This window comes from Aeromonas sp. S16(2024), assembly GCF_041403065.1.
Classification (GTDB): Bacteria; Pseudomonadota; Gammaproteobacteria; order Enterobacterales; family Aeromonadaceae; genus Aeromonas.
In genome coordinates this window covers 96,883-115,833 of the sequence record NZ_JBGLQX010000002.1, presented here as the reverse complement: position 1 = coordinate 115,833, position 18,951 = coordinate 96,883, and the positions used below count along the sequence as shown (strand labels likewise).

Genomic DNA, 18,951 nt, shown 5'->3' with positions numbered 1-18,951 from the left:
CCCGCATCAAGCGGGCTTCTTGTTGGCAGTCAATCGAGATGGGGATCAGTGCGCAATGGGGGCCGCGTCCGGCTTGGTGAGCAGCTGCTCGACGTCGTCGATCACCTTGAGCGCCGCCTGGGGGCCGCCGGTGGAGGTCCAGAGCGACCCGTCCACGGCACCGAAGCGCTTGCCCTTGATGGCGCCGAGTTGCTGGAAGGCCGGGGTCTGCTCGGCCTGCTTCATGGCATCCACCGCATCGCCGCTGGTGCTCAGGGTGCCGACCACCAGCCAGTCACCGTCCAGCAGGTTGAGGGATTCGAGGCTCAGCGCCGGGGAGTGGGGGCTCTTGTCGCCGATCTGGTGGGCAGGGCGAGCCAGTCCCATCTCGGTGACCACGCTGCTGGCGAAGGTGCCGCCATGCATGTAGCTAGGCCCCTTGGGGTTCCAGCGCACTATGCTCACCTGCTCCCCCTGGTGCTTGGCGAGCTTGCTGCGGGCCTCTGCCAGGCGGGCGTCATACCGGGCGAGGAAGGCCTTGGCCTCGGCCTCCTTGTTCATCACATTGGCACTGCGGTTGAACACGGTTTTCCAGGGCTCGCCCCAGTTGCCGGTGACGACTGTGGGGGCTATCTCCTTGAGCAGGGCCAGCAGCTCTGGCTTGGTCTGGCCGGTGAGGATGAGGTCGGGCTCCAGATCGATGAGTTTCTCCAGATTGGGGTTGTCCAGATCCCCGACCACCTGGATCTCCTTGCCCGCCATGTCCAGCAGATAGCGGGGCAGGGTGGACTGGCCGCGGCCGTTGACTGTGCCGACCGGTTGCACCCCCAGGGTGAGGGCGCTGTCGAGATCGAGCTCGCTCAGCACCACGACCCGCTGGGGCGCATCGGGGACAGTGTGGGTCTGGCCGTTGGCATCGAGCACCTGGCGGGTGCCTGCCTGGGCCTGAAAGCCGACCAGACTGGCCAGCATGAGCGCGGCGGCCAGGGGGGAGAAGATCTTCATGGTTACATCCTTAATGGGTGAAATCGGCGGCACGCTTGGCCCATGCAGGACGGCCCCTGTTGGTCGTGCCTGCCAGTCAGCCTAAAACCGGGGTCCAAATGGGCGGGGACATGCTATCACAGAAGCGCAAGTGAGAAACATTGTCATTTGTATTTGTGGTGCCGACCCTGGCGGTTTTGTTACCATAAGGCTCCATTGCGAGGAGCCCAGATGCCCCCCTTATCCCCTCTCACCGCCTTCCTTTTGCAACGGGATCGCCTGCTGCTGCCGGGTACGCCCCCCTTGACCCTGCATCGCATCTGCTTCGATGCCGCCGCCTTTACCCCCGCCTGCTTCGCGGCCCACGGCATGGCGCTGCCCGCCAGCCTGCAAGGGGCGGCCCCCAAGCGGCTGGGGGAGTTTCTGGCCGGGCGCCTCGCGGCCCGCGAGGCCCTGCGCCCCTTTGGCCTTGCGGGATGCAGCGTTGCCATCGGGAGCGCCCGCGAGCCCCTGTGGCCTGTGGGGATGGAGGGGAGCATCAGCCACAGCCAGCTGGCGGGGCAGGGGGTGGCACTCTGTGGGGTGCGCCCCGCCCAGGGGGGGATGGGGCTGGATCTGGAGGCCTGGCTCGAGGCCTGCCAAGCGGCGCAGCTCTGGCCCGGCATAGTCGATGAGGATGAGTGGGGGCAGCTGGAGGCCGGGGCCCGCGCGGTAGGGCTGGACAGGGCCGGAGGGCTGACCCTGGTGTTTTCCGCCAAGGAGAGCCTGTTCAAGGCGCTCCATCCCAGGGTGGGGCGCTACTTCGACTTTCTCGATGCCCGCTGGCTGGGGATGACGGCCCAGAGCCTCACCCTCGAGCTGAAGGTCTCGCTGACGCCGGCCCTGCCGGCTGGCTGGCGCTGCACCCTGCGCTGGCAGCCGCTGCCGGGGGGCGTGCTCACCGCATTGTTGCTATGAGAGTGAGGCTTCGGCCCAGACAAAGAAACCGCCATCAGGCGGTTTCTTGCTATCCGGCTCAGGCCGACTGCGCATGGTCGACGCGCCTGCGGGGCACTATGACGGGGGCACCGTCGCCGGGGGCGTGCAGTATGTCCACGTCGGTCTGGTAGAGCCTATCGATGAGGGACTTGGTCACCACCTCCCGGGCCGGGCCCATGGCCTGGATGCCGCCGTCCCCCAGGGCAATCAGCTCGTCGCAGTAGCGGGCGGCGGTGGCGAGATCATGGATGACGATGAGCACCGTCTTGCCCTCGGCGGCGACCCTGTGGATGGCCTCCATCACCTCGGTCTGGTGGCCTATGTCCAGGGCGCTGGTGGGCTCGTCCAGCAAGATGAGATCCGCATCCTGGGCCAGCACCATGGCGAGCCAGACCCGCTGGGCCTGGCCGCCGGACAGCGAATTGGCGCTCTGCTGCCAGATGGCATCGAGCTGCATCCGCTCCCTGGCCCAGCCCACCATGCGGGCGTCCTCCTCGCTCCACTGGGTGAACCAGCCCTGATGGGGATGGCGGCCGTACTGCACCAGCTGCTCGACCCGGATGCCGGGCGGCACCAGGGGGCGCTGGGGCAGGTAGGCCAGCTCCCGGGCCAGGGCCTTCATGCCATAGCTTCCCAGGGGCCTGCCCTTGAGCAGTATCTCCCCGGACTGGGGCTGCTCCTGGCCCGCCAGCAGTTTGAGCAGGGTGGACTTGCCGCCCCCGTTGGGGCCGACGATGCCCACCAGCTTGCCCTGGGGGATGGAGAGGGAGATCTCCTTGAAGATGGCCTTGTGCTGATAGCCGAAATGGAGTCGATTCACGGTGAGCGTCATCAGGCGGCCCTCGGTCTGTCTTGGAAATGGATGAATGGCATGGTCAGTCCGCCCGTTGTCTGTCTTTGATCAGGATGAACAGCAGCAGCAGGCCGCCGAGAATGCGGGTCATGATGCCGGTGGCCACCTCATGGGGGCTGGCCAGCACCCGCACCAGGGTGTCGCTGGCGAGCAGCATCAGGGCGCCGCACAGGGCCGCAATCCAGAGCGGTACTATGCGATCCCGGGAGAGCCAGGAGGCGAGTATGGGGGCCGCCATGGCGATGAAGACCACGGGGCCGCCGATGGCGGTGCCAAGGGCCGCGACTATGATGGCCTGGGCCAGCACCCCGAGCTGCACCCGGTTCACGTTCACCCCCAGGGTTCTGGCGGTGACGGGGCCGAGACGCAGCACGCCGAGGGCGCGGGAGAGATAGACGACCCAGGGGCAGATGAGCAGGATGAGTATACCCACCGGCAGCACAGTGCCGTAGCCCTGGCCGACGAAGTTGCCCATGTTCCAGAGATAAAGGCTGGTGAGGTGCACCAGGGACTGGGTGGACATGGCGAACTGGCCGATGGCGTTCATCAGCTCGGAGACGCCGATGCCGATCACCACGAACAGGTAGCCCTGCTCCCCCGGCTTGTTGCACAGGGCATAGAGCACGGCGGCGGCAAACAGGGCGCCGAAGGGGGCGGCCCACCAGGGCCAGCTGCCGAGGGTCAGGTAGAGGGAGAAGATGATGATGGCAAGGGACGCCCCCTCGTTGACCCCTATCATGTCCGGGGTGGCGAGGCGGTTGCGGACCAGGGTCTGCACCAGGCAGCCGGAGAGGCCCATGGCGGCGCCAGCCACCAGCACGGCGACGATGCGCGGCAGCCGGATCTTGAACACTGTCACCTGGTCGAGCCGGCTCCCCTCTCCAAGCAGTGTCTGGATCACCCCCGGCATGGTGATCTTGCCTGAGCCCAGGGTCAGGGCCAGCAGGGAGAGCAGGGTGAGGGCGAGCACCAGCGCCAGGGTGACGAGCCAGGCGCGGCGCTCCAGCAGCAGGGTGCGGCGGCCGAGGCGCAAGAGCAGGGTGCCGGTGGGGAGTGAGGTCTCGGGCAGGGAGCCCGGCAGGGTGTCATTCATGGGGTTGTTCATGGGAGGGCACCTTATTTGACGGCCAGCAGGGAGCGGAAGCCGCCGCTGCGCACCACCAGGATGAGCACGGGGGCGCCGATCAGCGCCAGAATGACGCCGTTGGGCAGCTCGAACGGCTGCAGCAGCCAGCGCGCCAGTATGTCGGCACCGAGCAGGAACAGCACCCCGAACAGGGCGGAGAAGCGCACCTGGATGGCGAGGCGCACCGGCTCCACCAGGCGGGCGCAGTAGGCGGCCAGGAAGCCGACGAAGCCGATGGGCCCGGCGATGGCGATGGCGCAGGCGGTGAACAGGGTGGCGGCCAGCAGCACGCCGATGCGCACCCGGGTCGGCCGGATGCCCAGCGCCTGGGCCTGGTTGTCCCCCATCTGCATCAGGGTGAGCTGGCGGCAGAGCGCCAGGGTCAGCAGCAGGGCGGCCAGCGCGAAGGGGGTGACCGTCAGCACTGACTCCAGGCTGGAGGCGGCAAGGGATCCTAAGTTCCAGAAGCGGAACTGCTCCAGTACCACCCGGTTGGAGAGCAGCAGGAAGTTGGAGAGGCCGCCGAAGGTGGCGGAGAGGGCGACCCCCACCAGGATGAGCTTGAGGGGATTGGAGCGCCCCACCATGAGGCCGAGGCCGAGCACGATAAGGTTGCCAAGCAGGGCCCCCATGCCGGACCAGAGCAGGTAACCGTAGGCGGATTCGACACCGAAATAGGTCAGCCCTATCACCAGGGCGAAGACGGCGCCGGCGTTGACCCCGAGCAGGCCGGGTTCGGCCAGGGGGTTGCGGGTGGCGCTTTGCAGCATGGAGGCGGCGAGCGCGAGACAGACTCCCACCACCAGGGCCGCCAGGGTGCGGGGCAGGCGCAGGGTATTGACTATCATGGCGAGTTTTTCATCGGCCAGGAAGGCGGGATCGCCCATCAGGAAACCGGCGACCTCGCGGCCACCATAGACACCGGCACCTGTGGCCAGTGACAGAGAAATCAGCAGTAAGAGGAGCAGCACTCCGAGCCAGAACAGCTGTGCTTGGTATCTGAGCACGCAACAACTCCTTTGATACGGGGCAGTAGAAACGCAAAAAGGGAGCCCCGATCTCGGGGCTCCCGCAGGGAGAGCTTACAGCTTGTAATCGACACCGGCGTAGACGGTGCGTCCTTCCAGGATGAATTCGGCGTCGGTGGCCACCTCGTCACGCTGGGTGTTGGTGAGGTTGGTGATGCCGAGCTTGAAGTCCAGCGCAGGGGTGACGGCCCAGTTGGTATTCACGTCCAGGGTCTGGTAGTGCTTGGAGGTGAACGCCTGGGCGTTGCGGGCCGGGACCGTGATGACCTGGCTGCCGACATATTGCCAGGCCAGATTGGCACTGACCACGTCGCTTGCCTGCCAGTCCAGGCCCAGGTTGCCGGTGTGATCCGGGGTCTTGGTCAGATCCTGGCCGTTACTCTTGTCTTCGGAGTCCAGCAGGGTGAAGTTACCGGTCAGCTTGACGTTGTCCAGCACGTCGACCCAGCCGGTCAACTCCAGACCCTTGATGCGGGCCTTCTTAATATTGTGGTAGGTCATAACTGAAGGCATATAACCTGCAGCAGGGCGCCATTGATCGCTCTGGATCAGATCCTCGATCTCGTTGTGGAAGCCGGTCACCCCGGCGCCGAAGCGCGCGGCCTCGTAGGCGGTACCCAACTCATAGCTGACGGCGGTTTCCGGTTTCAGATCCGGGTTGCCGATGACCTGGCAGCGACCACGGCAGGCGGTGGTGGAGAAGCCTTCGCTGGACTGGGCCAGGGTCGGTGCCTTGAACGCCTTGCCGGCGCCACCCTTGATCACCCACTCGTCGGTCAGGGTGTAGAGGGCGTAGGCACGGGGGCTGAACTCGTTGCCATAGGTCTCGTGGTGATCCAGACGACCGGAGAGGGTCAGGGCCAGATCGCCGAAGCCGAACTCGTCCTGCAGATAGACGGCGCTCTGGGACGCATCCACGCTGCCGTTGGTAATGCTACGGCTGTGTTCCAGCTCGGTCTTGCGCAGCTCGGCACCGGAGGTGAGCAGGTGATCACCCAGGTAACCGCTGACCTGACCGTCCACAGTATTGTTGGTCTGGGTGATGTCGGCGGCGCCACCATTGAGCTGGGAGTCATCCATCAGATCAGTCTGCTCGAAGTAGTAACGAGCTCGGCTGTCGAAATGTTCCCAACGGCCGTTGTGGGTCAGCCCCAGGCTCAGGCGATCCAGGTTCTGGATGTTGTGGGCAGTGAGAGGACCTGGGGAATTAGGAGGAAGGGGGACGTTGTTGAAATAGCTGTCCATGTCGTTCTGGTTGTAGCCCAGATCGAAGTCGATGTCCTGGTTGTCCGCCACCAGCCACTTCAGGCCGGTCAGCACGTTGACCACTTCACGTTTCTCCAGGGCATCGGCGCTCGGGTTGTTGCTCTGCTCACTTCTCCAGTGGTCACGCTGATAGCCTTCGACCACTACGTTGCCCAGCAGCTTGTTGTCGATCAGGGCGCCGGAAACATAAGCGCTGCCCTGGTTGGCATCGCCGCCATCACCCTTGGTGGGCATGCTGTGGGTGTAGCCGACGGCGGCCTCGGTCTTCTCCTTGGCCTGGCGCAGGATCACGTTGACTACGCCCCCCAGGGCATCGGCCCCGTACAGGGAGGAGACGGGACCACGGATCACCTCGATGCGCTCGATGGCGGCCATGGGGATGGAGCTCAAGTCGAAGTCGTTGCCGTAGGCGCTGCCCAGGGTCTCGCGGGCGTTGACCCGCTTGCCGTTGATCAGCAGCAGGGTGTAGTCACCCCCCATGCCGCGGATCTTGATCTCGTTGCGGCCGGTGGGGTTGGTGGAGACGATGTTGACGCCCGGCACGTGCTTGAGGGCATCGCCGATGTTGTTGACGTTCATCTTGTCCAGATCGGCACGGGTCACCACCGAGACGCTGGCCGGGGCGGACAGCTCGGTGTGCTTGGTCTGGGTGGCGGTGACCACCATGGTCTCGTTGGCCTTGACCGACTCTGCCTGGGCCAGGCCCGGTATGGCCAGCAGGCCGAGGGAGAGCAAAATCGGGTTCAAACGAAATACGCCATGCTGCAACTGCATTGTCAAAACTCCATGAATAAACAGAGGTTATGGGGTAGGGCGCGGTGGGCCCAAATGCTCACTGACTTCCTTGTCTGGCAGTACCAGAGGCAGGATTATTGTTATCTCTTGTCCGCTCCAGTCCCCGGATGAGGAACCAGACGCCGGTGCAGGCCAGGAGGCCGCAGCCGATGTTGATCCAGGCAAGGGTGGAGAAACCGTGCAATGCGCCTCCCTCGTCGGAGACCAGGTATCTGGCGGAGATCAGGCTGCCGAGGCCCGCCGCCACATTGGTGACAGTGCCCTGGAAGGACATGAAGGCGGCGCGCTGATGGGGGGCCGGAATCGCAGCGGTGACCGCGAGGGTGGTGCTGGCGCGGGCCGAGCTCAGGGCCATGAAGAGGGTGAACAGCAGGTAGACGGGCAGGCCGACCGGCAGGGCGAAGCCGAGCAGGGTGACCAGGGCCAGCAGCAGGCTGGTGAGCAAGATGGCGCCCTGGGCGCGGCCCTGGTCTATCCAGCCGCCGCACAGGCGCATGGTGGCCATGCTGGCGAGGCCGCCGCACAGATAGAGGGCGGCGATCTGCTGGCGCGGGAAACCGAGGTTGAACTGGAAGTAGTTCGCAAAGTGCGGGATCAGCAGGAAGTGGCCGAACATCTGCAGACAGAGGATGCACAGGGCTCCCTGACAGAGCGGTGAGCCCAGCAACTGGCGCAGCCCCTGGCCCTGCGGGGCGCGGCTGACCGGCAACGAAGGCAGCAGCCGGGTGCAGATCAGGGCCAGCAGCAGGCCGCTCGCACCAAACAGCAGGAAGGGGCTCTGCCAGCCGAGCCACTGGGCCAGCACCAGGGCGACGGGCACCACCAGGATGGCGGCAAGTGAAAACGCCATGCCCACATAGGCGAGGCGGCGTCCGCGATCGCTTGGGGGCACCAGATCCAGCACGGCAGCCATCAGGATGGCGGCAAGGGGCCCGGCCACGCAGCCGGACAGGATGAAGAGCAGCAGCAGTTGCTGGCTCTCTTGCACCAGGGCGCAGGCCATCAGCAGCAGAAAACGCAAGGTGAGCAGCACCAGCAGGGCGGGTTTGCGATTGACCCGATCGAGCCAGGGGGCGGCAAGGAGTCCCGTCAGGGCGGCTCCCAAGGTGGCGCCGCCGCTGAAGTAACCTGTCTGCTCCGGGGCCATGCCGAGGCTGGTCACCAGATCGGGCCCGAGCGGCATCACCATCATCATGCTGCCCATGGAGAGCATGTTGATCAGCAGGGCCAGATGGATGGCAGCAGAGGAGGAGACGACAGGTTCTGGCTTCATCAGAGGCTGACTCGAAAAAATGAGTCCGAATTGTATCCGAGGGATATTGTCGTGACAACAAATGATAACCATTTTTATTTGTATTGAGTGGTCTCTCAATGAGTCTTTGGTTTGGGCTCGAAAATTAGCCGGATGGGGGCCTCCACGCCCCTTTCATAGGTCAGGCAGGCTGCTCCTTGCCATTGCAATCGGGGCGCCATGGCCCATGATGGCAAGGTGATGCAAGAGAGGCGATGGGAAAGAATCTGATGTGGAGGCGACGATGAGACGTTGGCTATGGTGTTGGGTGCTCGGGTGCAGCGGACTCTGGGCGTTGCCCCTGCGGGCCGAGGTGAAGGTCATCCCGGTGTTTGAGGCAGAGGGGACGGTGCAGACCCTCAAGGAGCTATACCCCGAGCTTGGGGTCAGTGCCATGGGCAACCAGCTGGTGCTGAGCGGGACGCCCGCCCAGTTGCAGGAGGCCGAGAAGGTGCTGGATAAGCTCAACCAGCCGCCCCAGAGCCTGCTCATCGAGTGGCGGGTGGCGGGGGCGTCAAGCAGCCGGCAAGCGGGGATAGATGTCGGCAATGACAACGCCAAACGGCAGTGGCTGCTGGAGGGGGGCGCCGAGGATTACCAGCGCACCCAGCAGGACAACTGGCAGGTGCGCGGCCTGTCGGGGCGGCCCGTGCTGCTGCAGATGGGCTCCTATCAGCCGGTCACCTTCTACCGCTGGCAGGGAGGCCGGGTGGTGGCCATGATGCCGCTGATAAGCGGCCTCTACGCCACCGCCACCCTGATCGGGGACAGGGTGCAGATTGCGCTCAGTAGCGAGCAGGCCAGGCTTGAGCGGGGCGACATCAAGACCGGGCAGAGCGCCACCGAGGTGAGCGGCGCCCCGGGTCAGTGGCTGACGGTGGGGGAGCTCTCCACCAGCCAGGAGGGTCAGGGGGCCGCACTCTCCAATCCGTCACGGGTCGGGGTGGCGAGCGGCAGTGAACGCCAGACCCTGCAGATCCGGGTCACCCGTCAATGAGGCGGACGAGGGTGGTCATTAATGGGGTTGATCCCGGGTGTAGTCCCGCAGCTGGCGGCTCTTGAGCAGATACCAGAGCGCCCAGAGGCTGGCGACCAGCACCAGGGCGGTGGGCCAGCTGAACGACCACGCCTGCAGATTGAGGCTGTGCAGCTGCATCAGCAGACCGCTCGCGGTGGAGCAGAGCAGCAGGCCCCGGCTGTGGCGTCTGAGCCAGGCGCGCAGGCTGTTAGTCTGCTGATAGGTGCCGCCGCAGGCGAGCAGCGCCAGCATGGCGGGCACGTCCGTCAGCAGGCCGAGATAGAGGCTCATCTTGTCCGGGTAGAAGAGGGTCAGGATGGCGCTGCCGCTCTCCCGGGTGACGCCGGCCATCAGAAACAGCCAGACCGAGCGGGTCAGCAAGAGGGCGATGGGCCAGAACCAGAGCGGCGGGCGCAGCTGGCCGTGATCGTCATAGCGATGTTCGGGGTAGAGGGTCATAAGGCCCGTTCCGGGGTTGAGCTATTGATGCAGGGGATATGGGGCGGGGGGCTGCCCTTTGCAAGGCGGGGGAATGAATCGGGGGGCCATGCCCCCCCATCTCTGTTCAGCCTGTCTGACGCCGGATGGCGTTACAGCCAGCCCTTTCGCTTGAAGAAGAGACCGGTGCCGAGCGACGACATCACCATCAGCACCAGCGACATCTGATAGCCGTACTCCCAGGCGAGCTCCGGCATGCGGCCGAAGTTCATGCCGTAGATGCTGGCGATAAGCGTCGGCGGCAGGAAGATCACCGCGGCCACCGAGAAGATCTTGATCACCTTGTTCTGCTCCAGATTGGTCACCCCCATGGAGGCCTCCAGCTGGAAGTTGATCTTGTCGAACAGGAACTGGGTGTGGGGCAAGAGGGACTCCACGTCGTGCAGCATCTCGTCGATCCACTTGTTCTGCTCTCCTGTCATCCGCTGGCGCAGGCTGCGTTTGAGGAAGCGCAGGGCTCGGCGGGTATCGTGCAGGGAGAGACGGATCTGGCCGTTGGCCTCTTCCTGGGCCATCAGCTCCTTGAGCATGGAGTTGATCTGATCCGGCTCGAAGATCTGATCGGCGGTGTTCTCCAGGGTCTTGTAGCCGTCTTCGATAAGGTCGGAGAGGTACTCCACCTTGAGGTTCTGCACCTCCAGCAGGATGTCGAGGGCGTTCTCCACCTCCAGCCTGTCCTGGCGCATGTAGTGGCGCAGCAGGCGTACCAGGCCGATGTCATCCTCGCGAATGCTGATCAGCAGGTTGTTACGCAGGGTAAAGGAGACGTGGACACCCTTGGTGTCGCGGCCGATCCGCTGGGGGAACAGGGAGTGGATGTGCAGACCATCTGTGTCCCAGTAGAAACGGGCGGAGGCCTCGATGTCGTCCAGCTCTTCCTTGTCGGGCACCTCTTCCAGGAAGAGGCCCGTCAACCATTCTCGCTCCGCCGTGTCCGGCTTGTAGGCATCCAGCCAGACGGTGTTGTCGGGGACTATGTCGTCCGGCCCGAGCGTGACTATGTCCAGCACCTTGTTATTGAGAATGTAGGCGGTGATCATCTGTCCCCCCTTAAGAAGTCGTGGGTAATCAGGGATGGTTGCACAGGTTCATGCGGCCCTAGATCGCACAGAAAGCGATCCCATGAAATAGCATAACGAGGCCGATGGACAACCTGAATGCGGCGAACTATACAGGGGCGGGCCCCGCTTGTCAGGGGCTATTCATCGGGGGTTCAGCCTGTTTGCTCAAAAAAACGGCGAGGTCGGAGCAGCTGATCACATCCCGTTACCGCTTCAAAGAAAACGCTGCTCTGCCTCCCCGGGACTGGGCATCTTTGGCGTTTCCAGACTCAGATCTGGGCCGCACTGGTCACATATTGGGGTAATTGGGACCCGAGCCCCCCTGAGGCGGGGTCCAGACGATATTTTGGCTGGGATCCTTGATGTCACAGGTCTTGCAGTGAATGCAGTTGGCCGCGTTGATCTGCAGCCTTGGCCGGGTATCCCCATCCAGGATCTCGAACACCCCGGCCGGGCAGTAACGCTGGGCGGGCTCCGCCCAGGTAGGCAGGTTGACCGCCACCGGGATGCGATCGTCCTGCAACTTGAGGTGGCAGGGCTGATCCTCGTCGTGGCTGGTGTTGGCCAGGTACACCGAAGAGAGCTTGTCAAAGCTGAGCCGCCCGTCCGGCTTGGGGTAGTCGATGGGCTGGCAGCGGCTGGCCAGGCGCAGTTGCCGATAGTCCGGCTCCTTGTCCAGCAGGGTAAAAGGAGAGGCGCGGGAAAGCAGCCGCTGCTCCAGCCAGTTGAAGGCGCCGCCTAGCCAGGGGCCGAAACGGTGCAGGGCGGCGCCGAAGTTGCGGGCCGCGATCAACTCCCGGGCCAGCCAGCTCTGTTGCAGCGCATCCCCATACTCGGCGAGATCCCGCCCGCCCTCATCGCCGCCGCGCAGGCTCATGGCGACAGTGCTGGCCGCCAGCATGCCGGACTTCATGGCGGTGTGAATGCCTTTGATGCGGGAGAAATCCAGGGTGCCCGCATCGCAGCCGATGAGCAGGCCGCCGGGGAAGTGCATGCGGGGCAGGGAGTGCCAGCCCCCCTTGGTGATGGCCCGGGCTCCGTAGCTGATGCGCTCCCCCCCCTGCAATGTTGCGGTGATGAGAGGGTGGTGCTTGAGGCGTTGGAACTCGTCGAAGGGGCTGAGCCAGGGATTCTGGTAGTTGAGATCGACGATGAGGCCCACCGCCACCTGATTGTCCGCCAGATGATAGAGATAAAAGCCCCCCTGACTCTTGCTGCCCCGCTGCTCCCCGAGCGGCCAGCCGCTGCCGTGCAGCACGCGGCCGGGATGGGATTGACCGACGGGCACCTGCCACAGCTCCTTGAAGCCGATGGCATAGTGTTGCGGTTGGTGCTGGGGCTGGGCGGTATTCTCCAGTTTGAACAGGGCGCCAAGTTGTTTGCCGAGGTGGCCGCGGGCCCCCTCGGCGAACAGGGTGTAGCGGCCATAAAGCGCCATGCCGGGCACGTGATCCGGCTTTGGGTTGCCCTCTTTGTCGAGACCCAGCTCCCCTGTCAGCACCCCTCTTATCCTGCTCCCTTCCACTATGAGTTCGCTCGCCGCGAAGCCGGGGTAGATCTCGACACCGAGCGCCTCGGCCTCCCGGGCGAGCCAGCGGCAGAGGTTGCCGAGGCTGATGATGTGGCAGCCGTCGTTGTGCATGCGCGGGGGCACCGCCCAGCGGGGCAGTTGCAGGGCGCGCGACGCGCTTTGCAGCAGATGGACCCGATCATCCGTGACCGGTACGCCGAGGGGCGCCTCTTGCCAGCGCGCCGGCAGCAGCTCCTTGAGGGCGACGGGATCGAGCAGGGCGCCGGAGAGCAGATGGGCGCCCACTTCCGCCCCCTTCTCCAGCAGGCAGACCGAGAGATCCGGGGCCTGCTGCTTCAATGCGATGGCGGCACTGAGGCCAGCCGGGCCGCCACCAACGATGACGACATCAAATTCCATTGCTTCGCGTTCCATCTTGCCTCTGCGCTCGACTTGGCCTAGGGTAGTGCTGGTAGTTTACGTAAACGTAAACCATTTTGTCAGCATAAAAGTGTGAGAGTGCAAAATGGACTCACTCAACCGATACGAGGGATGACCGCCATGAAGCTGCTGGTCGCTGTCAAACGGGTCGTTGATTTCAACGTCAGGATCCGGGTCAAGAGCGATGGCTCCGATGTGGAGCTCGCCAATGTGAAGATGGGCATCAACCCGTTTTGTGAAATCGCGGTGGAGGAGGGGGTGAGGCTGCGCGAAGCCGGGGTGGCCACCGAGCTGGTGGTGGTGACCCTGGGCCCGGAGGCGGCGGCCGAACAGCTGCGCCATGCCCTGGCGCTGGGGGCGGATCGGGCCCTGCACTATGTCACCGACGAGACCCTGACCCCGCTCACCGTGGCTCGCGCCCTGCAAAAGGTGTGCGAGCGGGAGCAGCCCGGCCTGGTGCTGCTCGGCAAGCAGTCCATCGACTCTGACAACAACCAGGTCGGCCAGATGCTCTCGGCCCTCTGCGACTGGCCGCTCGCCACCTTCGCCTCCGCCATCAAGCTGGTGGAGGGGGAGCTGCAGGTGACCCGCGAGATAGACGGTGGTCTCGAGACCCTCGGCATGGGGCTGCCCGCCGTGGTGACGGTGGACCTGCGCCTCAACGAACCCCGTTTCGCCTCGCTGCCCAACATCATGAAGGCCAAGCGCAAGCCGATGGAGAGCGCCCCCTTTGCGGCCCTTGGGGTCGAGCCCGCCGGTCAGACCCGGCTGCTCGGGGTGATGGCGCCTACCCCCCGGCGCGCCGGTGTCAGGGTGGGCTCGGTGGACGAGCTGCTGGACAGGCTCAAGAACGAAGCCAAGGTGATCCCATGAGCACATGCAGGGTCACGGACTATCCCGCGGGCCGGCCGGTTGCCGCCAGCGGGCGCGTTGGCGGACAGACAGGAAGATCAACGGACGACATCAAGGTGCAGCCATGAGCGTACTCATTATTGCCGAACATCATCAGGGCCAGCTGGCGGACAGCGCCGCCCGTCTGGTCACGGCGGCGACCCGGATCGGCGCCGAGGTCCACCTGCTGCTGCTGGGTCAGGGGCTGGCGGAGGCGGCGGAGCAGGCGGCCTCCTTGAAGGGGGTCACCCGGGTGCTGCTGGCCGAACACCCCATGCTGGCGGAAGGGCTCAATGACGGTATCGATCGGCTGCTGGCCCCCGTGGTAAGGGACTATCAGCACTGCCTGATGGCGGCGAGCAGCCACGGCAAGGATCTGCTGCCGAGGGTGGCGGCCAGGCTGGGGGTGGAGATGATCTCCGAGGTGACGGACATAGAGGGGCCCGATACCTTCCTGCGCCCCCTCTATGCGGGCAACGCCATTGCCCGGGTGACGAGTGCGGCGCCCGTCAAGGTGCTCAGCATACGGGCATCGGCCTTCCCTTGTGCCGAAAGCGGGGGGGCTGGGGCCAGGGTCGAGCACCTTCCCGTCCCCGAGCTGGCCTGCCGGACCCGGCTCATCGAGCGGCGTGCGGTGCGATCCGCACGGCCCGAGCTTGGCGCGGCGCGGGTGGTGGTCTCGGGCGGGCGGGCGCTCGGCTCCAAGGCGCAGTTTGCCCTGATTGACGCCCTGGCCGACAAGCTGGGGGGCGCGGTGGGGGCCTCGCGGGCCGCGGTGGACGCAGGCTTTGTGGCCAACGATCTGCAGGTGGGCCAGACCGGCAAGATAGTGGCCCCCGAGCTCTACATAGCTATCGGCATCTCGGGGGCCATCCAGCATCTGGCGGGGATGAAGGAGTCCAAGGTGATCGTCGCCATCAACAAGGACGCCGAGGCCCCCATCTTCCAGGTGGCGGACTACGGGTTGGTGGGGGATCTCTTCACCCTGCTGCCCGAGCTCACCGCCAAGCTGTAAAGTTGCCAAAAAGGGGCGCAGAAAGCCGTCCGTGCTGTCTCGCCCCCGTTTCCATGCCTGTTCTCTGCAAGCCCTGGCCCGTTCAGGACTTTTTCCATGGTGGCGGCGTCGGCCATTGGGGCAAAAGGTTGCGCCGGATCCCAAAAAGCCTTTGCCCCCACGGGGGCCTGTCGTGTAAAAACATTCAAGTCATCGATCACTCTCATCCATTCACGGAAAGCGTCATGAGCAAACAGATTTACAACTTCTGCGCCGGCCCCGCCATGTTGCCGGTTGAAGTCATGGAGCGCGCCCAGCGCGAATTTTGTAATTTCCAGGGGCTGGGAGCCTCGGTCATGGAGCTGTCCCATCGCGGCAAGCCCTATATGGCGGTCGCCGAGAAGGCCGAAGCGGATCTGCGGGATCTGCTGGCGGTGCCGGACAACTACAAGGTGCTGTTCATGCACGGCGGCGGTCGCGGCCAGTTTTCTGCCGTGCCCATGAACCTGCTGGGCGGCGCCAACCGACGGGCGGATTACCTGGTGACCGGCGTCTGGGCCCAGAGCGCCGTGGATGAGGCCCAGAAATACGGGGACATCCATACCTTCCAGGGGGTGGCGAAGAACGAGCAGGGGATAAGCCACCTGCTGCCGACCCCGGCGTTTCGCGCCGACGCGGCCTATGTGCACTACTGCCCGAACGAGACCATAGATGGCATCGAGATGTTCGACATCCCGGCCACCGGCGATGTGCCCCTGGTGGCGGATCTCTCCTCCACCATCCTCTCCCGTCCCATCGACGTGAGCCGCTTCGGCATCCTCTACGCCGGTGCCCAGAAGAACATAGGCCCGTCGGGCCTGGCCATCACCATAGTGCGGGACGACCTGCTGAACCAGGCCCGTGCCGATGTGCCGTCCATCTTCGACTACCAGCTCACCGCCAAGAACGACTCCATGTTCAACACCCCCCCCACCTACGCCTGGTATCTGGCCGGCCTGGTGTTCGAGTGGCTCAAAGAGCAGGGCGGGCTGGAGGCGATGGAGGCGCGCAACAAGGCGAAGGCAGACTTCCTCTACGGCTACCTCGACGACTCCAGCTTCTACGGTAACAAGGTGGATGCGGCCTGCCGCTCCCGCATGAATGTGCCCTTCCAGCTGAAGAATGAGGCCCTGGACAAGCAGTTCCTGGCGGAGTCTGAAGCGGCCGGTCTGCTGGCGCTCAAGGGGCACCGCATCGTCGGCGGCATGCGTGCCAGCCTCTACAACGCCATGCCGCTGGAAGGGGTCAAGGCGCTGGTCAGCTTTATGGATGGCTTTGCCAAGCGCCACGGTTGAGCAGCGGCTCACGCGCTGGCTGCGACGCCGTGATCAAGGCTCATGTGCTGCGCGGAACCTCATTGATGGGTATCAACTCCGGTTCCTGTGCTGCGCTTCACCTTGCTGACGACCTCTCGCGACAGGGCGTGAACAGCTGCCAGGGTATTGCCGTTGGTGCAATGACGCCGGGGACTCCCCGGCGTCTGTTTTTCCAGAAGATCCTGACCGCCAGCCCAGCTGCCCCGGTTTTGTGCCACAGACGGTCTTGCCGCGCGGGGCGCGGGCTGTTAACGTCCGGTCAGGTGATTTACTTGAGATCGTACAGGAAGTCTATGAATTCGTTGCGTTTGGAACCCATTTCTAGCGTGGCCGGGGTGGTCAATCTGCCTGGCTCCAAAAGTGTCTCTAACCGTGCCCTGCTGTTGGCAGCCCTGGCACGGGGCACTACCCGGCTGACCAACCTGCTCGACAGCGATGACATCCGCCACATGCTGGCGGCGCTGACCCAGCTCGGGGTCAAGTACAAGCTCTCCGCCGACAAGACGGAGTGCACCGTGCATGGCCTGGGTCGCAGCTTTGCGGTATCGGCACCGGTCAACCTCTTCCTCGGCAACGCCGGCACCGCCATGCGCCCGCTCTGTGCGGCGCTCTGTCTGGGCTCCGGTGAGTACATGCTGGGGGGCGAGCCGCGCATGGAAGAGCGTCCCATCGGTCATCTGGTGGATGCCCTGCGGGAAGCGGGTGCCCATATCCAGTACCTGAAAAAAGATGGCTATCCGCCCCTGGTGGTGGATGCCAAGGGTCTGTGGGGCGGCGACGTGCACGTCGACGGCTCCGTCTCCAGCCAGTTCCTGACCGCCTTCCTGATGGCGGCCCCCATGGCGGCCGGCGACACCCGCATCCACATCAAGGGGGAGCTGGTCTCCAAGCCCTACATCGACATCACACTGCACATCATGAAGCAGTTCGGGGTGGTCATCGAGCACGACGACTACAAGGTGTTCTACATCAAGGGCAACCAGACCTATGTCAGCCCCGGTGACTTCCTGGTGGAAGGGGATGCCTCCAGCGCCTCCTACTTCCTCGCGGCGGGCGCCATCAAGGGCAAGGTGCGGGTCACCGGCATCGGCAAGCACAGCATCCAGGGGGACATCCACTTCGCCGACGTGCTGGAGAAGATGGGCGCCCGCATCACCTGGGGCGACGACTTCATCGAGGCCGAGCAGGCCCCCCTGCACGGCGTCGACATGGACATGAACCACATCCCGGATGCGGCCATGACCATCGCCGTGGCGGCGCTGTTTGCGAAGGGGCCCACCGCCATTCGCAACATCCATAACTGGCGGGTGAAGGAGACGGATCGCCTGCACGCCATGGCCACCGAGCTGCGCAAGCTGGGCGTGGAAGTGGAGGAGGGGCACGACTTCATCGCCGTCACCCCGCCGGAGCAGCTCAAGCACGCCGAGATCGATACTTACAACGATCACCGCATCGCCATGTGCTTCTCCCTGGTAGCGCTGTCCGATACCGCGGTCACCATCAATGATCCGGGTTGCACCTCCAAGACCTTCCCGGACTACTTCACCAAGCTGGCCAGCATCAGCCAGGCTTAAGTCCGTCGGGCCCGCCTTGTGCGGGCCCGTTTGTTTCTGCTTCTCCTTCCCCTCTTCTCCTCTCGATTGCTCAACGCCCTTTAGCAGTATTATTAAAACTTGCAAGGTGCACCGATAAAATTCCTTGCCCAAGAATGTAATTTTCTATTTACACCGTCCCGGTCGCGGGCTAGATTGAAGTTTCTTCATCGCAGTCATTTAGCAGGAAACTTGGTCATGCAGCATCAAACCGACGACGTTCGTATCAGTGAAATCAAAGAGTTATTGCCCCCGGTTGCGGTGCTTGAGAAGTTTCCGGCGACCGAGATCGCATCAAATACCGTGTTTGAATCCCGTCAGGCCATCCACAACATCCTGGCCGGTGACGATCAGCGCCTGCTGGTGGTGATAGGTCCCTGCTCCATCCACGATCCGGTCGCCGCCCTGGAGTACGGCAAGCGCCTCAAGACCCTGCGCGACGAGCTCAAGGGACAGCTGGAAATCGTGATGCGGGTCTACTTCGAGAAGCCGCGCACCACGGTCGGCTGGAAGGGGCTGATCAACGACCCCTACCTCGACAACAGCTGCCAGATCAACGACGGCCTGCGCCTGGGTCGCAAGCTCTTGCTGGATCTCAACGACATGGGGCTGCCGACCGCCTCCGAGTTCCTCGACATGATCACCCCGCAATACGTGGCGGATCTGATGAGCTGGGGCGCCATCGGTGCCCGCACCACCGAATCCCAGGTGCACCGCGAGCTGGCCTCGGGTCTCTCCTGCCCGGTGGGCTTCAAGAACGGCACAGACGGCACCATCAAGGTGGCCATCGATGCCATCGGCGCCGCCAGCGCCCCGCACCACTTCCTGTCGGTCACCAAGTACGGCCACTCCGCCATCGTCTCGACCGCCGGCAACCCGGATTGTCACATCATATTGCGCGGCGGCCGCGAGCCGAACTACAGCGCCGCCCACGTGGATGAGGTGGTGAAGGGGCTGGACAAGGCCGGTCTGCCGCAGAAGGTGATGATCGACTTCAGCCACGCCAACAGCAGCAAGCAGTTCAAGAACCAGATGCTGGTGGCCGAGGATGTGGCCGGTCAGCTGCGCGCCGGCAGCAAGGCGGTGTTCGGTGTCATGGTGGAGAGCCACCTGGTGGAGGGTCGCCAGGATCTGGTGGAAGGGTGCGAGCTCACCTTCGGTCAGAGCATCACCGATGCCTGCATCGGCTGGGCCGATACCGAGGTGCTGCTGCGCAATCTGGCGGACGCCGTCGCCACTCGCAACGCCCTCTGAGGCCGGGGGGATGCCCCGCTCACGACAATAAAAAAGC

Annotated in this window: 16 protein-coding genes; 7 read left to right on the top strand and 9 right to left on the bottom strand. The window is 64.4% G+C overall.

Features of this window, described 5'->3' with window-relative positions:
- Positions 1 to 45: 45 nt before the first annotated feature.
- Positions 46 to 984 (bottom strand): ABC transporter substrate-binding protein, encoded by a 939-nt coding sequence (locus ACB030_RS02340; RefSeq protein ID WP_371157715.1) that lies wholly within the window; start codon positions 982 to 984, stop codon positions 46 to 48.
- A gap of 210 nt (positions 985 to 1,194) precedes the next feature.
- Between ACB030_RS02340 and ACB030_RS02335 the strand changes: the two genes are divergently transcribed.
- The gene (locus tag ACB030_RS02335; RefSeq protein WP_371157713.1) at positions 1,195 to 1,920 is read left to right on the top strand and encodes a 4'-phosphopantetheinyl transferase; all 726 of its coding nucleotides are present in this window, start codon (positions 1,195 to 1,197) and stop codon (positions 1,918 to 1,920) included.
- A 58-nt stretch (positions 1,921 to 1,978) separates the two neighbouring features.
- On the opposite strand, the gene ACB030_RS02330 is transcribed toward ACB030_RS02335, so the two are convergent.
- The 5 genes from ACB030_RS02330 to ACB030_RS02310 all read right to left on the bottom strand — a co-directional run bounded on the left by ACB030_RS02330 (position 1,979) and on the right by ACB030_RS02310 (position 8,282).
- A complete protein-coding gene (locus ACB030_RS02330; RefSeq protein ID WP_371157711.1) occupies positions 1,979 to 2,773 on the bottom strand; it encodes an amonabactin ABC transporter ATP-binding protein in 795 nt (264 codons plus the stop codon).
- Between the two features lie 43 nt (positions 2,774 to 2,816).
- Positions 2,817 to 3,899, bottom strand: a complete 1,083-nt coding sequence (locus tag ACB030_RS02325) for an amonabactin ABC transporter permease subunit 1 (RefSeq protein WP_371157709.1) — start codon at positions 3,897 to 3,899, stop codon at positions 2,817 to 2,819.
- Positions 3,900 to 3,910: 11 nt separating this feature from the next.
- A complete protein-coding gene (locus tag ACB030_RS02320; RefSeq protein ID WP_042648664.1) occupies positions 3,911 to 4,927 on the bottom strand; it encodes an amonabactin ABC transporter permease subunit 2 in 1,017 nt (338 codons plus the stop codon).
- 75 nt (positions 4,928 to 5,002) lie between these two features.
- Positions 5,003 to 6,988 carry a siderophore amonabactin TonB-dependent receptor gene (locus tag ACB030_RS02315; protein ID WP_371157707.1) on the bottom strand — a complete coding sequence of 662 codons (1,986 nt, stop codon included), beginning with the start codon at positions 6,986 to 6,988 and terminating at the stop codon, positions 5,003 to 5,005.
- 58 nt (positions 6,989 to 7,046) lie between these two features.
- Complete coding sequence (locus tag ACB030_RS02310; RefSeq protein WP_371157705.1) at positions 7,047 to 8,282, bottom strand: MFS transporter; 1,236 nt, start codon at positions 8,280 to 8,282, stop codon at positions 7,047 to 7,049.
- A 262-nt stretch (positions 8,283 to 8,544) separates the two neighbouring features.
- Between ACB030_RS02310 and ACB030_RS02305 the strand changes: the two genes are divergently transcribed.
- Complete coding sequence (locus tag ACB030_RS02305) at positions 8,545 to 9,297, top strand: hypothetical protein (protein WP_371157703.1); 753 nt, start codon at positions 8,545 to 8,547, stop codon at positions 9,295 to 9,297.
- A gap of 18 nt (positions 9,298 to 9,315) precedes the next feature.
- Here the strand turns inward: ACB030_RS02305 and ACB030_RS02300 are convergent, their stop codons facing one another.
- From ACB030_RS02300 to ACB030_RS02290, 3 genes are all read right to left on the bottom strand, one after another.
- Entirely contained in the window at positions 9,316 to 9,777 is a 462-nt protein-coding gene (locus ACB030_RS02300; protein ID WP_371157701.1) for a DUF2919 domain-containing protein, read from the bottom strand.
- Positions 9,778 to 9,908: 131 nt separating this feature from the next.
- Positions 9,909 to 10,856: a magnesium/cobalt transporter CorA gene (gene corA, locus ACB030_RS02295; protein WP_005332981.1), complete on the bottom strand. Its 948-nt coding sequence runs from the start codon at positions 10,854 to 10,856 to the stop codon at positions 9,909 to 9,911.
- Between the two features lie 310 nt (positions 10,857 to 11,166).
- Positions 11,167 to 12,822: an electron transfer flavoprotein-ubiquinone oxidoreductase gene (locus tag ACB030_RS02290; RefSeq protein WP_371157699.1), complete on the bottom strand. Its 1,656-nt coding sequence runs from the start codon at positions 12,820 to 12,822 to the stop codon at positions 11,167 to 11,169.
- Positions 12,823 to 12,948: 126 nt separating this feature from the next.
- On the opposite strand from ACB030_RS02290, the gene ACB030_RS02285 reads away from it, so the two are divergent.
- The 5 genes from ACB030_RS02285 (at position 12,949) to aroG (ending at position 18,914) form a co-directional block, all read left to right on the top strand.
- Entirely contained in the window at positions 12,949 to 13,701 is a 753-nt protein-coding gene (locus ACB030_RS02285; RefSeq protein ID WP_371157697.1) for an electron transfer flavoprotein subunit beta/FixA family protein, read from the top strand.
- 103 nt (positions 13,702 to 13,804) lie between these two features.
- On the top strand, positions 13,805 to 14,734 hold the full coding sequence (locus tag ACB030_RS02280; RefSeq protein ID WP_371157695.1) for an electron transfer flavoprotein subunit alpha/FixB family protein: 930 nt from the start codon (positions 13,805 to 13,807) through the stop codon (positions 14,732 to 14,734).
- A gap of 224 nt (positions 14,735 to 14,958) precedes the next feature.
- Positions 14,959 to 16,047 carry a 3-phosphoserine/phosphohydroxythreonine transaminase gene (serC, locus tag ACB030_RS02275; RefSeq protein WP_371157693.1) on the top strand — a complete coding sequence of 363 codons (1,089 nt, stop codon included), beginning with the start codon at positions 14,959 to 14,961 and terminating at the stop codon, positions 16,045 to 16,047.
- A 314-nt stretch (positions 16,048 to 16,361) separates the two neighbouring features.
- Entirely contained in the window at positions 16,362 to 17,642 is a 1,281-nt protein-coding gene (aroA, locus tag ACB030_RS02270; RefSeq protein WP_268424088.1) for a 3-phosphoshikimate 1-carboxyvinyltransferase, read from the top strand.
- A gap of 216 nt (positions 17,643 to 17,858) precedes the next feature.
- Positions 17,859 to 18,914, top strand: coding sequence for a 3-deoxy-7-phosphoheptulonate synthase AroG (gene aroG / locus ACB030_RS02265; RefSeq protein WP_371157691.1), 1,056 nt, complete (start codon positions 17,859 to 17,861; stop codon positions 18,912 to 18,914).
- Positions 18,915 to 18,951 lie beyond the last annotated feature (37 nt).

Excerpts from the sequence above, each read along its gene's own strand:
- ACB030_RS02340 (WP_371157715.1), bottom strand. The coding sequence starts at position 984 with ATGAAGATCTTCTCCCCCCTGGCCGCCGCGCTCATGCTGGCCAGTCTG.
- ACB030_RS02335 (WP_371157713.1), top strand. The coding sequence starts at position 1,195 with ATGCCCCCCTTATCCCCTCTCACCGCCTTCCTTTTGCAACGGGATCGC.
- ACB030_RS02330 (WP_371157711.1), bottom strand. The coding sequence starts at position 2,773 with ATGACGCTCACCGTGAATCGACTCCATTTCGGCTATCAGCACAAGGCC.
- ACB030_RS02325 (WP_371157709.1), bottom strand. The coding sequence starts at position 3,899 with ATGAACAACCCCATGAATGACACCCTGCCGGGCTCCCTGCCCGAGACC.
- ACB030_RS02315 (WP_371157707.1), bottom strand. The coding sequence starts at position 6,988 with ATGCAGTTGCAGCATGGCGTATTTCGTTTGAACCCGATTTTGCTCTCC.
- ACB030_RS02310 (WP_371157705.1), bottom strand. The coding sequence starts at position 8,282 with ATGAAGCCAGAACCTGTCGTCTCCTCCTCTGCTGCCATCCATCTGGCC.
- ACB030_RS02305 (WP_371157703.1), top strand. The coding sequence starts at position 8,545 with ATGAGACGTTGGCTATGGTGTTGGGTGCTCGGGTGCAGCGGACTCTGG.
- ACB030_RS02300 (WP_371157701.1), bottom strand. The coding sequence starts at position 9,777 with ATGACCCTCTACCCCGAACATCGCTATGACGATCACGGCCAGCTGCGC.
- corA (WP_005332981.1), bottom strand. The coding sequence starts at position 10,856 with ATGATCACCGCCTACATTCTCAATAACAAGGTGCTGGACATAGTCACG.
- ACB030_RS02290 (WP_371157699.1), bottom strand. The coding sequence starts at position 12,822 with ATGGAACGCGAAGCAATGGAATTTGATGTCGTCATCGTTGGTGGCGGC.
- ACB030_RS02285 (WP_371157697.1), top strand. The coding sequence starts at position 12,949 with ATGAAGCTGCTGGTCGCTGTCAAACGGGTCGTTGATTTCAACGTCAGG.
- ACB030_RS02280 (WP_371157695.1), top strand. The coding sequence starts at position 13,805 with ATGAGCGTACTCATTATTGCCGAACATCATCAGGGCCAGCTGGCGGAC.
- serC (WP_371157693.1), top strand. The coding sequence starts at position 14,959 with ATGAGCAAACAGATTTACAACTTCTGCGCCGGCCCCGCCATGTTGCCG.
- aroA (WP_268424088.1), top strand. The coding sequence starts at position 16,362 with ATGAATTCGTTGCGTTTGGAACCCATTTCTAGCGTGGCCGGGGTGGTC.
- aroG (WP_371157691.1), top strand. The coding sequence starts at position 17,859 with ATGCAGCATCAAACCGACGACGTTCGTATCAGTGAAATCAAAGAGTTA.